At 68.1% G+C, this 12,966-nt stretch carries 12 protein-coding genes; 8 read left to right on the top strand and 4 right to left on the bottom strand.

What is annotated here, in order from left to right:
* Positions 1-13 precede the first annotated feature (13 nt).
* Both R1L06_RS05790 and R1L06_RS05785 read right to left on the bottom strand, forming a co-directional pair.
* Positions 14-667, bottom strand: a complete 654-nt coding sequence (locus tag R1L06_RS05790; RefSeq protein ID WP_107432195.1) for a response regulator — start codon at positions 665-667, stop codon at positions 14-16.
* A complete protein-coding gene (locus R1L06_RS05785; protein ID WP_317217163.1) occupies positions 660-3,689 on the bottom strand; it encodes a sensor histidine kinase in 3,030 nt (1,009 codons plus the stop codon). The genes R1L06_RS05790 and R1L06_RS05785 overlap by 8 nt, the downstream gene beginning before the upstream one ends.
* Before the next feature lie 96 nt (positions 3,690-3,785).
* Here R1L06_RS05785 and R1L06_RS05780 point away from each other — a divergent pair, with 96 nt between their 5' ends.
* From R1L06_RS05780 to R1L06_RS05750, 7 genes are all read left to right on the top strand, one after another.
* Positions 3,786-4,118 carry a hypothetical protein gene (locus tag R1L06_RS05780; protein ID WP_032128091.1) on the top strand — a complete coding sequence of 111 codons (333 nt, stop codon included), beginning with the start codon at positions 3,786-3,788 and terminating at the stop codon, positions 4,116-4,118.
* Between the two features lie 50 nt (positions 4,119-4,168).
* A complete protein-coding gene (locus R1L06_RS05775) occupies positions 4,169-4,612 on the top strand; it encodes a helix-turn-helix transcriptional regulator (RefSeq protein WP_053091059.1) in 444 nt (147 codons plus the stop codon).
* Positions 4,609-5,265: a hydrolase gene (locus R1L06_RS05770; RefSeq protein ID WP_317217162.1), complete on the top strand. Its 657-nt coding sequence runs from the start codon at positions 4,609-4,611 to the stop codon at positions 5,263-5,265. The genes R1L06_RS05775 and R1L06_RS05770 overlap by 4 nt, the downstream gene beginning before the upstream one ends.
* Positions 5,266-5,267: 2 nt before the next feature.
* A complete protein-coding gene (locus R1L06_RS05765; RefSeq protein ID WP_049398467.1) occupies positions 5,268-5,693 on the top strand; it encodes a DoxX family protein in 426 nt (141 codons plus the stop codon).
* 119 nt (positions 5,694-5,812) lie between these two features.
* Positions 5,813-7,660, top strand: a complete 1,848-nt coding sequence (locus R1L06_RS05760) for an amidohydrolase (protein ID WP_317217196.1) — start codon at positions 5,813-5,815, stop codon at positions 7,658-7,660.
* A complete protein-coding gene (locus tag R1L06_RS05755) occupies positions 7,639-8,922 on the top strand; it encodes an alginate export family protein (RefSeq protein ID WP_317217161.1) in 1,284 nt (427 codons plus the stop codon). Before R1L06_RS05760 ends, R1L06_RS05755 begins: the two co-directional genes overlap by 22 nt.
* Complete coding sequence (locus R1L06_RS05750) at positions 8,916-10,565, top strand: MFS transporter (RefSeq protein WP_293794667.1); 1,650 nt, start codon at positions 8,916-8,918, stop codon at positions 10,563-10,565. The genes R1L06_RS05755 and R1L06_RS05750 overlap by 7 nt, the downstream gene beginning before the upstream one ends.
* A gap of 159 nt (positions 10,566-10,724) precedes the next feature.
* On the opposite strand, the gene R1L06_RS05745 is transcribed toward R1L06_RS05750, so the two are convergent.
* Positions 10,725-11,549 carry an alpha/beta fold hydrolase gene (locus tag R1L06_RS05745; RefSeq protein WP_317217160.1) on the bottom strand — a complete coding sequence of 275 codons (825 nt, stop codon included), beginning with the start codon at positions 11,547-11,549 and terminating at the stop codon, positions 10,725-10,727.
* 186 nt (positions 11,550-11,735) lie between these two features.
* Between R1L06_RS05745 and R1L06_RS05740 the strand changes: the two genes are divergently transcribed.
* Complete coding sequence (locus R1L06_RS05740; protein ID WP_071229094.1) at positions 11,736-12,122, top strand: hypothetical protein; 387 nt, start codon at positions 11,736-11,738, stop codon at positions 12,120-12,122.
* A gap of 69 nt (positions 12,123-12,191) precedes the next feature.
* Here the strand turns inward: R1L06_RS05740 and R1L06_RS05735 are convergent, their stop codons facing one another.
* Positions 12,192-12,905, bottom strand: a complete 714-nt coding sequence (locus R1L06_RS05735) for a DUF2968 domain-containing protein (protein ID WP_043402505.1) — start codon at positions 12,903-12,905, stop codon at positions 12,192-12,194.
* Between the last annotated feature and the right edge of the window lie 61 nt (positions 12,906-12,966).

The raw sequence follows: 12,966 nt of genomic DNA, 5'->3' as shown, positions 1-12,966 counted from the left end.
GCCGAACAACTCCCTAATCGTGACCGCTGTCGTCCAGGCTGATGATCCCGCGCCGCAGCGCCTGGGTCACCGCATGCGTGCGATCACCCACGCCCAGCTTGTCCATCAGGCTCTTCATGTGCGCCTTCACTGTCTGCTCGGAAATCTGCATGCGCTCGCCGATGCGCTTGTTCGACAGGCCGCCGGCCACATGCCTCAGTACCTCGGTTTCGCGCGGCGACAACCGGTCTTCCACCACATGCGCGGCGATGCTGGCCGCCACCGCCGGGGGAATCGGTGCGCGGCGGCCGCCAGCGACCATGCGGATCGTATCGACCAGCTCATGGCGCAGCATGTCCTTCAGCAGATAGGCGCTGGCGCCGGCCTGCAGCGCGCGGACCGCGCGTACGTCACCGCGGTAGGTGGTCAGCACGATGATGCGCGCGCGCGGATCCATCGCGCGGATCCGCACGATCGCTTCCACACCATCCAGCCGTGGCATCTGCAGGTCCATCAGCACCACGTCGGGCTGCAGCCGCTGGTAGCAGGCGATGGCTTCCTCGCCATCGGCGGCTTCGCCGAGCAGGCGCAGATCGGGTTGTGCGCCCAGCAGCGCCGCCAGGCCGTCACGCAGCAGCGGGTGGTCGTCGACCACCAGCACGCCGATCAGGGCAGGGGACTCAGTCATGGTTTGCTTTACTCCAGGGCCAGCGCCAGCGCGATGGGCGGCGGTGATACAGGCGCCGGGCGGGAACCGCCAGCGCGACTTCGGTTCCCAGTCCGGCGCGGGTCCACAGCTGTAGTTCCGCACCGAGGCGCTGCGCGCGCTCACGCATGCCCTGCAGGCCCCAATGACCATGGCCGGCATTGTCGTCGGCGATGCCGACGCCATCGTCGCGCACGTGCAGCAGGAAGCACCGCGTGCCGTAGGACAGCTCCACTTCGATGGCGCTGGCGTTGGCGTGACGCAACGCATTGCGGATCGCCTCTCGCCCGATCAGAAACACTTCTTCGGCCGCGTCGGCCTGCAGCGGTGGCGTTGCACCTTCCACGGTCAGGCGCAGTGGGTTGGTGCCATGCCCGGCGTACTCGGCGTGCACATCGGCCAGTGCCGAAGCGAGGTCGCGGCCAGCGAACGGTCCCTCACGCAGGGCATTGACCCGCTCGCGGCCCTCGGCCAGGTTGCGCTCGGCCAGTTGCATCGCCGATTCCAGCTGGCCGCGTACCTGCTCCGGGGTCTGCGGCGACTGGCTGATCGCGTGCAGGCGCAGGATCAGGCCCTGGCTGCCCTGCAGCAGGGTGTCGTGCAGGTCGCGTGCGATGCGTTCGCGTTCGCCATTGCGTTCCTGCAGGCGCGCGCGGAACAGCGCGGCCAGCTGCCCGCTGCGGATGCGCACCGCCATCACCAGCAGCGCGAGGATCGCGGCCGCACACAGCAGCTTGAACCACACGGTCTGCATGAAGGTGGGGGCGATGCGGAAGCTGCGACTGGCCGGTGCAGTGCTCCAGATGCCGTCTTCGTTGGCGGCTTCCACCTCGAACCGGTAATTGCCCGGGGCGAGGTTGGTGTAGTACGCCCGCGTGCTGCTGCCGGCATCCTGCCACCCATCGTCGACGCCGGACAGGCGATAGCGGTAGCGGTTGCGCTCCGGACGTGCCAGCGACAGCGCGACGTAGTCGATCTGCAGCTGGCTGGTGCCGGCCGGCAGGCGCAGGCCGTCACGCAGGGGCTCGTGTGCGCTGCCGTACAGCACTTCGCCGATGCGCACGCTGGGCGCCATGGTGTTGATGTGCGAGCGCGTGGTATCCAGCCAGGCCAGGCCCTGGTTGGTGGCCAGCCACAGCAGCCCGTCATCGGCCAGCGTGGCGGTGGCGATCGGTCCGCTCTGCAGGGCGATGCCCGGCATGCCATCCACCGCATCGAACAGGCGTGGCGTCACCGGCTGCCCGGTGCGCAGCGCCCGTCGCAGCTGATCGCTCCCCAGCCGGACCAGGCCACGGCTGCCATTGAACCAGAGGTGTCCGTTCGGATCGGCCACCATGCCGGTGATGCCTTCCAGTACACCGGCCATGTCGGTTCGCACCGGAACGAAACGACCGTTGCCAACGCGCGCAGCCAGACCGGCTTCGCCGGCGACCAGCAGCAGGTCCTGGTGATGCAGCATTGCGGTGATCGGCCCGACCGACAGGCCCTGGCTGGCATCGAAGCTCTCGATGTGGCCCGCGCTCATCCGGCGCAGGCGGCCGTCGGCATAGCCGAGCAGCAGCTGGGCATGGGCATCCAGCGCCAGCGATGAGCAGGCCTGCTCGGGCAGGCGGACCTCGCGCTGCCATTGGCCATGCAGGTAGTGCAGGACGCCGCGTTCACCCGTGCATACCCAGGCCTGCGCGTCGTCGGGGAACAGCAGGGCGTGCAGCGGTTGCCCGGTGAACGGAGCCGGCAGCGGGATCAACGAGGTGTGGCCGGCGACCGTGCGCGCAAGATTGACCCAGTCGAACTGCCAGATCGGCGTGGGTGCCTGGCGCGCGGCGGCCTGCAGCTGCGGGGCACTGCCATCCAGCAGAGTGCGCCGCAGATCGTAGGGTTTGAGGTCTTCGCCATAGCCATACACGCGGCCATCGCTGGCCCGCACCAGCGAGCGGTAGGGATCACTCGGGCCCACTGCCAGGGTGTGCACGCTGCATGCGCGGAAGCGGTTGAGGCCGAGATTGGTGCCAACCCAGAGATTGCCTTCGCGGTCGGCGATGATCGGCACGGCCGAGGTGGCGGTCAGCCCGTGCGGCGAATCGAAACGCTCCATGCGCACGGCGCGGCTGCCGTCGAAGGTGATGCGGGCGACGCCGCCGTGCGGGCTCATCGTGGCCCACAGCGCGCCATCGGCAGTGAACTGCAGGCGTGCAGCAACCAGTTCCGGAAGACGCCGCGCTTCACGTTCGCTGGCCGCCAACAGGCCCTGCGCGTTGGCCAGGGGTGAGGTGCCGCGCACCCGGTCGGCCAACCACACTTCACCCTGCGGGCTTTCGGCCAGCGTTGCCATCTGCGAGACCGCGATGCCGGTGTCCTCGAACGTGGTCTGGCCGGCCGCACGCATCCAGATCTTCAGGTCGGCCAGCACCCAGAACCTGCCCCGGCTGTCGTGCAGCACCCACTGCACACGGCGCTCGGGCAGGCCGGCTGCGGCCGGCAGTGGCTGCCAGCGCTGTCCATCAAAGCGGCGCAGCCCGCCATTGATCGCCGCCCACAGCTGGCGCTGGCGATCCTGGCTGAAGCGTGGGACCACGCCGACCGGTACCCCCTGCTCGCGGCCGTAGTTGTGCAGCCTCCCCTGCGCGAACCGGCTGATGCCGGCCTGGAAGTAGCCGATCCACAGGGCACCGTCGGCGGCATGCGCCAGCGTGACCATGTTGGTGGACGGGAACTGGCTGCCGACGGGCGCTGCCTGCCGTTCGAAGCGACGGCCATCAAAGCGGTACAGGCCCGAGCCGGTGGCCAGCCACAGCAGGCCGTCGCGGTCCTGGGTGATGTCCCAGATATCGCCGGGTGCACCCTGGCCGACCCGCCACGCGGTGTGCTCGTAACCGGGCAGCCCGCCGCTCACCGGCGGGCGCTGCACGGCAAAAGCGGGCAGGGCGGTCCACAGCAGCAGGCACGTCAGCAGCGTCGGCAGGCGACGCAGGAACGGGAAGGGGCGGCCACGCATGGCGCGCATTCTGGCAGGTGCGGGGCAGTCCGGGGTGACCCGAACGGGGTAGGCGGTCGCCGCCGCGGTCGGCTATCACGCCGGAATGCCCTGTGGAGCCCGGCCATGCAGCGCCTGTTCGTGATGTTCCCCGACCGCGGGCCGGGCATCGGCCTGCTGTGGCTGCGGCTGTGCCTGTCCGCGGCACTGTGCACGCCCGGCACGCATGCGGGCGGGTGGTCGGCGCTGTGCCTGCTGGCAGTGCCGATGCTCACGCTGGGTGTGTTGACGCCACTGGCCGTGCTGATGGCGGCCGTGGGCCTGTTCGCGCAGCAGGCGCCGTGGTCACAGGTGGTGCTGCCCTTGGCGCTGTTGATGTTGGGCCCTGGCGCCTATTCACTGGATGCGCGGTTGTTCGGTCGTCGCCTGCTCGGGCGTCGGCCTCCCCCATTCGGGTAGGTGCTGGCCTCGACCGACGGGGGTAGGGCATCGTGCGGCGGCCACGCACCATGGGGCACCCCCTCGCGGCGTCCCGCATGGCCACCGTCTTTTCGCCCGATCCGCCCGCCGTGGCGCTGGCACCGCAGCAGGCCGCCGCATTGCAGCGCGCCCTGCGCTATGTCGATGAGCACCTGTCGCAGCCGCTGCGGGTGACCGAGCTGGCCGCAGCCGCCTGCGTCAGCCGCTTCCATCTGGTGCGCCTGTTCCGGACCGGTACCGGCGCCAGCCCGCTGCGCTACGTGCGCCGTCGCCGCATCGAACGTGCGCGCCAGTTGTTGCCGGTCGCGCAGCTGCCGATGTCCTGCCTGGCGCAGCAGCTGGGCTTCTTCGACCAGAGCCATTTCGTCCGCAGCTTCCGCGCCGAGACCGGCTGCAGCCCCGGCCAGTACCTGGCCGGCGATGCGGCCCTGTTGCTTCCCCCTGATCGTGTTTCCAACGGAGTCCAACCATGAGCCTTGCCACCGCCACGCCCGCCCCGGCCCTGTTGTCGCCCACCGACCATGCCCTGGTGCTGATCGACTTCCAGTCGCAGATGGCATTCGCCACCCACACCATCGATATCTCCGCGCTGCGCAACAACGTGTCGTTGATCAGCAAGGCCGCCAAGGGCTTCAACGTGCCGGTGCTGCTGACCACCGTCGCCGAAGCGTCGTTCTCCGGCCCGATGTTCCCGGAACTGCCGGAGATCTTCCCGGGCCAGACGGTGTTCGACCGCACCTCGATGAACACCTGGGAAGACCAGCCGGTGATCGACGAGATCAACCGCATCGGCAAGCGTCGCCTGGTCGTTGCCGGCCTGTGGACCAGCGTCTGCATCGTGGGACCGGCGCTGTCGGCGCTGGCGCAGGGTTTCGAGGTCTACGTGATCACCGATGCCTGCGGCGATGTCAGCGAAGAAGCCCACGAGCGTGCGATCACCCGCATGGTGCAGGCCGGTGCGGTGCCGATGACCAGCGTGCAGTACCTGCTGGAGCTGCAGCGTGACTGGGCGCGTGGCGAGACCTACGAGCTGACCACCGGCATCGCCCGCGACCACGCCGGTGGCTATGGCATCGGCATCCAGTACGCCAAGCGCATGTTCGGCGCGCAGGAAGGCAGGCACTGAGCATGCTGGCTGGCCATGGCCTCGACCTGGCCCTGCTGATGCTGCGCGTGGCAGCCGGGGGATTCCTGCTGCCACACGCGCTCGGCAAGCTGTTCGGTTGGTTCGGCGGTCCTGGGCTGGCCGGCTTCGCCACCGAACTGCGCGGCTTCGGCCTGCCAGCGGTGGCACCGCTGCCGCTGCTGCTGGCCCTGCTGCAGGTGCTGTCAGGGCTGGCCGTGCTGCTGGGCTGGCAGACCCGCGTCGCCGCGCTTGCAGCGGCGGCCTTCATCGGCTTCACCGTACTGTTGGCCCTGCCCAAGGGCTGGTTCTGGATGCGCGGCGGCAGTGAGTACCCGTTGATGTGGACCACGGTACTGCTGGCCCTCGCGCTGACCGGGCCCGGCGCCTGGGCACTGGACGGCCAACGCCTTCCGGGAGATCTCGCATGAGTCACGATCCACTCGATCACGGCCGCCGCAACGTGGTGCTGGCCGGCAGCGCCGCGGTGGCGCTGGGTCTGGCCGGCCGTGCCGGTGCCGCACTCGATTCCACTTCCAAGGAGCGTCGCATGAGCACGCTGGTCATCCGCAATGCCCGCATCACCACCCTTGACCCACAGCAGCCGCATGCACAGGCACTGGCCGTGCAGGAAGGGCGGATTGTCGCCGTCGGCAGCGACGAGGAGATTATGCGTGGCTGGGGCAATGAAGCGACCCTGATCGACGCCCAGGGCCGGCGCCTGCTGCCCGGCCTCAACGACAGCCATACCCACCTGATACGTGGTGGCCTGAACTACAACCTGGAACTGCGCTGGGACGGCCTCCGTTCGCTGGGCGATGCCTTGGACATGCTGAAGGCGCAGGTCGACCGCACGCCTGCACCGCAGTGGGTGCGCGTGGTCGGTGGTTTCACCGCCACCCAGTTCAACGAGAAGCGCCTGCCCACGCTGCAGGAGCTCAACGACATCGCGCCGGACACGCCGGTGTTCCTGCTGCACCTGTACGACCGTGCGCTGCTCAACCGCGCCGCACTGCGTGCCTGTGGCTATACCAAGGACACCCCGGATCCGCCGGGCGGCCAGATCGTGCGTGATTCGCTGGGCAACCCGACCGGGCTGCTGCTGGCCAAGCCCAACGCGCTGATCCTGTACGCGACCCTGGCCAAAGGGCCGCGCCTGCCGATCGAGTACCAGGCCAATTCGACGCGTCACTTCATGCGTGAACTGAACCGGCTCGGCATCACCTCGGTGATCGACGCCGGCGGTGGTTTCCAGAACTACCCCGAGGACTACCAGGTCATCGAGCAGCTGCACCGCGATGACCAGCTGACCGTGCGCATCGCCTACAACCTGTTCACCCAGAACAAGGGCAAGGAAGTGGATGACTTCCGCGGATGGAGCGAGATGCTGCAGCCGCGGCAGGGTGATGACCTGCTGCGCCACAACGGTGCCGGCGAGATGCTGGTGTTCTCGGCGGCCGACTTCGAGTTGTTCAACGAGCCGCGCCCGGAACTGCCGCCGGAGCTGGAACCGGAACTGCACGATGTGGTGAAGCTGCTGGTCGAGAAGCGTTGGCCGTTCCGCATCCATGCGACGTACGACGAGAGCATCACCCGCATCCTCGATGTGTACGAACAGGTCAACCGCGAGGTGCCGTTCGATGGCCTGCACTGGTTCATCGATCACGCCGAAACCATCACCCCGCGCAACATCGAGCGCATCCGTGCGCTGGGTGGCGGCATCGCCGTGCAGCATCGCATGGCCTATCAGGGCGAAGCCTTCGTCGAGCGCTACGGCGTGCAGGCCGCGCGGCATACGCCGCCGGTCAAGCGCATGCTGGCCGAAGGCGTGCCGGTCGGTGCTGGAACCGATGCCACCCGTGTGGCCAGCTACAACCCGTGGGTGGCGTTGTCCTGGCTGGTGACCGGGCGCACCGTCGGCGGGCTGGCCCTGTATGGCGATGAGAACCTGCTCGAACGCGAGCAGGCGCTGCGCCTGTGGACCCAGGGCAGTGCCTGGTTCTCCGGCGACGAAGCAGTGAAGGGTACGTTGAAGGTCGGCCAGTTGGCCGATTTCATCCTGCTCTCGGCCGATTTCTTCCGCGTGGATGATGCGCAGATCGCCGACATAACCAGCGTGTTGACCGTGGTCGGTGGCCGCATCGTGCATGCCGACGGCGACTACGCCGGGCTTGCGCCGCAGCTGCCGCCGGCGATGCCCAACTGGTCGCCGGTCAACCGGTTCGGTGGCTACCACGTCGGCGGTACCGCCACCGGGTTGGCCGCCGCCCATCGTCACCATCACGGCGTAGCCTGCAGCACTCACGGTGCTCATGGTCATGCGGCCCGGCACGCGGCGCCCACCGATGACCTGACCGCGTTCTGGGGCGCGATGGGATGCTCGTGCTTCGCGTTCTGAGCCTGGCATTGCTGGCCGCACCGTCGCTGGTGCAGGCCTGCGACGGCGGTCATTGCAGCGCGGCTGGGGACGGCCAGCTGCAATGGGACGCATCGCTGCGGGCGCGTGGCCTGTACTACGACCAGACCCGGTTCGGCATTGGCGGCAGCGAGGATGCCTATGGCCTGCTGCGTGCCTTGGCATCGGCTACCTATGTGGAAGACACCTGGCAGGCGAAGCTGCAGCTGGGTGTGCATGGTGAGAGTGGCAAGGCCGGCGGCCCGGGTCGCACCGACCGCAGCGCGCTGGATGTGCAGCAGGCGTACTGGCGCTGGCAGCGCGATGGCTTCCATCTGCAACTCGGCCGGCAGGAAGCAGGCTATGGCAGTTCACGGCTGCTGTCGGTGCGCGACGGGCCGAACATCCGCTTGGCGTTCGACGGTGCGCGTGTGGGTTGGAAAGGCCGCCTGGGTACGCTTGATCTGATGGCATTGCGGCCAGTGGAAAACCGACCGGGTGCCTTTGATGATCGCGTCGAGCACGGTGCCCACCTGTGGGGTGCCTATGCCACCACGGTGCGGGGACAGGGCGCGGGACAGTGGGATCTGTATCTGCTGGACTACCGCCGCGAGGGCGCGCGCTTCGCCGCAGGCAGCGGTGCCGAACGTCGGCAGACCGTGGGCGCGCGCTGGTTCGGCCAGGCCGGGGCGCTGGACTGGAACAGCGAGCTGGTGGCGCAGGCCGGTGAGCTTAGGACCACCGCCGGCACCCTCGATATCCGCGCCTGGACGCTGGCGACCGATACGGGGTGGCGCTGGACGAACCTGCCGCTGCGGCCGCGGCTGGGGCTGAAGGCCGACATCGCCAGTGGCGATGGCAACCTGCATGACGGCCGCCTGGGAACCTTCAACGCGTTGTTCCCGAAGTCGGCCTATTTCAGCGAGGCCAGCCTGCTGGCCCCGGCCAACCTGATGGACCTCCAGCCGACCTTGACCCTGCGCCTGCACGACGCGGTGACGACGGAACTGGGCGTACAGATGGCCTGGAAGCATCGTCGTGCCGATGCGATCTACACCACGCCGGCACCGCTGGTGGCGTTGCCAGGCAGCGCCGGTGGCGCGCGCCGCATTGGCAATCAATACAAATCCGAAACACGCTGGCAGGCCAGCGAACACTGGCAATGGCAGCTGCAGCTGGCCTGGGTCGATGCCGGTCCTGCACTGAAGCAGGCCGGAGGCCAGGACACGCTGTTCGCCTCGATCGTTGGAGCATGGCAATGGTGAACGCAACCGCGTCGCAACCCCCCGCACAGGCCGCAGGTGCCTGGTCCCCCCTGAAAATCCGGATGTTCCGCTCGATCTGGCTGGCGATCCTGGCCAGCAACATCGGCACCTGGGTCAACGATGTGGCCGCTGCCTGGGTGATGGCCGAGCGTACCGGCTCACCACTGATGGTGGCGCTGGTGCAGTCGGCCACCACGGTGCCGATCGTGCTGCTGGCGCTGGCCGCCGGCACTCTGGCCGACATCGTCGACCGCCGCAGGTACCTGCTGGCCACCCAGGGCTGGATGCTGCTGGTCGCCGCGGTGATGGCGGCGCTGACCGCGATGGACATGCTGACGCCGCAGCTGCTGGTGCTGCTGACCTTCTGCATGGGCTGCGGTGCGGCGATGGCGATGCCGGCACAGGCCGCGATCGTATCCGAACTGGTGCCGCAGCCGATGCTGGCCTCGGCGGTGGCGCTGAACTCGATCGGCATCAACATCGCACGCTCGATCGGCCCGGCCATCGGTGGCGTAATCGTGGCCCAGCTCGGTGCGGTCTGGGCGTTCGGTTTCAACGCCATCACCTTCGCCGCGATGCTGTTCGTGGTGTGGGGCTGGAAGCGCGACCCGAAACAGTCCAGCCTGCCGCCGGAAGGCTTCGGTGCCGGCCTGAAGGCGGGCCTGCGCTATGCCAGCCGCGCCGGGCGCCTGCAGGCGGTGTTGATCAAGTCGGTCGGCTTCTTCTTCTTTGCTGCAGCAATGAATGCACTGCTGCCGGTGGTGGTACGCGGCCAGATGCAGGGTGGGGCGGGGCAGTACGGCATGCTGCTCGGCTGCATCGGGATCGGTGCCGTGGGTGGTGCGTTGTTGCTGCCGAAGCTGCGCGCGCAGATGGATCGCGACCTGCTGGTGCTGCTGGCCACGCTGTCGCTGGCGCTCAGCCTGGTCGGGCTGGCGCTGACCCGCAGCTGGTACGTGCTGCCATTGGTGATGCTGATCAATGGCTTTGCCTGGATCACCGTGCTGTCGTCGCTGCAGATTGCCGCGCAGACCGCAGTGCCAGCGTGGGTACGGGCGCGTGCACTGGCGCTGTACATCATGGTGTTCTCCGCTGGCATGGCGGCCGGTGGCCTGAGCTGGGGCGCGCTGGCGCAGCGCACCTCGCCGGAGCTGGCGTTGCTGGTGGCGGCCGCGGGTGCGGTGATCGGCGGATTGCTGGTGTGGCGCGTGCGCATCGCTGGCACCGAGGATCTGAACTTGCGTCCGGCCGGGCACTGGCCTGCACCGGAACTGTCGGTGCCGGTATCCAACGATCGCGGCCCGGTACTGGTCACCCTGGAGTACCGCATCGACGAGGCTGACCGCGCCGCGTTCCAGGCGCAGATGCGCGCGCTGGGCACGATCCGCCGCCGCGATGGCGCCGTGGTCTGGGGCGTGGTCGAGGATGTGGCCAGCCCGGGCATCCACCTGGAGTATTTCGTGACCCCGTCGTGGCTGGAGCATCTGCGCCAGCACGAGCGCATCACCGCCGATGACAAGGCGATCCAGGAAGTGCTGCGCGGGCTGCATCGCGGTGAGCGTGCACCGGTGGTACGCCACTTCGTGGGCGGGCATGACCCGCTGCCGAAGACCGGGGTCCCGCACCACCACAGCGATATCTGACCCAAAAAGGGGACGGAGGGGATTAAGTCGTTTGTGCACAAACGACTTAATCCCCTCCGTCCCCTTTTTGCGCGATCAATCCATCCCGATCCTGCGCAGCCGGCCAGCGGTCGGCTCTACCACAGGGGCGGCGGCGCTGGGTGGCGCCGCCGCAGTGCCTCACCCGCGTGCGAACGCCAGCAGGTCGGCGTTGAACCGGTCGGCGTGGGTGACGGTCAGGCCGTGCGGCGCACCGGCGTACACCTTCAACTCGGCTCCCTTGATGATCTGCGAGGACAGCTTGGCCGAGGCATCGAATGGCACGATCTGGTCGTCATCGCCATGCACCACCAGCGCTGGCACATCGATCTTCTTCAGGTCTTCGGTGTAATCCACTTCCGAGAATTCGTGCACGCAGTCGTACTGGCCCTTGACGCCACCGAGCATGCCCTGCAGCCAGAACGAATCACGCATGCCCTGGGTAACGCTGTTGCCGTCGCGGTTGGCACCGAAGAACGGTGTGGTCAGATCCCTGAAGAACTGCGAGCGGTCACCGCCGGTGCCCTTGCGGATGCCGTCGAAGACCTCCAGCGGGGTACCGGCCGGGTTGGCATCGGTCTTCAGCATCAGCGGCGGCACGGCGCCGACCAGCACCACCTTGGCCACGCGCTTGCTGCCGTGGCGCCCGATGTAATGGGCCACTTCGCCGCCACCGGTGGAGTGACCGACCAGGATCGCGTCCTTCAGGTCCAGCGCCTCGAGCACGGCGGCCAGGTCGTCGGCGTAGGTGTCCATGTTGTTGCCGTCCCAGGTCTGGCTGGAGCGGCCGTGGCTGCGACGGTCGTGAGCGATCACGCGGAAGCCGTTCTGGCCCATGAACAGCATCTGCGGGTCCCAGGCATCGGACGACAGCGGCCAGCCGTGCGCGAACACGATCGGCTGGCCGGTACCCCAATCCTTGTAGAAGATGCGCGCGCCGTCGGCGACGGTGACGAAGTTGCTCATTGTGGTTTCCTTGACGGAAGGGAGGGAAGGCGCTGGCGTGGATGCCGGTGCCTTCGGCAGTACAGCGCAGCGCCAGACCCACGACTTGCACGGCTGTGCTGGATTACGCCGGATGTGACGTGTATCGCTCTGGCACGAAGCCGTGCCGGCATCGAGGATGGCGGCAGCCCTGACGAGGAGCCTGCAATGTCGAACGCGTGTTGGAGCCCGCTGTTGTACCTGCTGCTGGCCACGGGGGCGCATGCTCAGACCAACGTCTACAAATGTGTGGACGGGCCGCATCCGGTCTACCAGCAGACGCCGTGCCAGGGGCGCGCGGAATGGCGCTGGGAGGTGCCGGCGGAGCCGCCCTCAACAGGTGCGAGCGCGGCCAAGGCAGCGAGCCCAGCTTCAATGCGTCCGCGTGTGGTGCAGCAGCGGCGTGCGCGGGCTGCAGTGATACCGATCAGCGCGGATCCCGCCGCCTGTGAGCGCGCGCGGCAGCATCGTGGGAAGGTGCTGGCCAATGGCAAGCGCATGGACTTCGTGCAGCGCCGGCAACTGGACGATGCCGTGCATGAGGCGTGCCGTTGAAATGGAATGGTGCCGGAAACGACAACGGCGCCCGTAGGCGCCGTTGGACGGCACGCCAGGCGCTGGACCTCAGCGACCGTCGCTGGCGGCCGCCGGTGCCGGCGAGGGCACGCTGTCCGGCTTGGGCAGGCTCAGCTCCGGGTTGCCCTGTTCGGCCTGCAGGATCTGGATGCGGCGCTGCAGGGAATCCAGCTGGCTGTTGGTGCTCTGCACGTCGCTGCTCAGGCTGACCGCCTGCTGCTGGGCCTGCTGCAGGGCAGCGCTGACCTGGGCCGACTGTGCCTGCTGCTGTTCCATTTCCTGCTGCAGGGTGCGCAGGCGCTCCTCGTTGTAGGCCACCAGGCGCTCGGTATAGCGCTTTCCGGCTTCCAGTCGGGTGGTGTCGATGTAGACCTGGGCCAGCTGCTCTGACTGCTGCGCGAAGGTGCGATAGACACGCTCGGCGTTGTCGACGGCATCGGTCTTGATCACCCGCCAGAAGTTCTTCTCCTGGAACAGGGCGACGTAGTAGGTCAGGGTGTTGGCATTGAACAGCAGGCTGGCGCCGTAGTTGCCGTTGTAGGTGGTGCGCAGCTCGGTCAGCTGGCGGGCATCCATCAGCTGCTTGAGCTCGTCAACGGTGTTGCGCACCACCGGTGCGGTACGTGCGGCCGGCTCTGCGGCTGCTTCGCGGTCGCCACGGGCAGCCATCGCCGCCGGTGCCACCAGCATCATGGCCACGGCCAGCAGTGCCGCGCCGCGCGCGTGCCGGGCGAAGACCGCGCCCCCTGAAGTTTCTCGCATGTCTAGACCATCCACGGATGAGTGTGGGTTGAGATGAAGGTGGTTCCCCGCCGGGAGTCTA

Origin of the sequence: Stenotrophomonas mexicanensis, from assembly GCF_032911605.1 — a bacterium.
Taxonomy (GTDB): Bacteria; Pseudomonadota; Gammaproteobacteria; order Xanthomonadales; family Xanthomonadaceae; genus Stenotrophomonas; species Stenotrophomonas maltophilia_A.
Note: the sequence above shows the minus strand (reverse complement) of the source record. Positions and strands in the feature narration are given on the sequence as shown.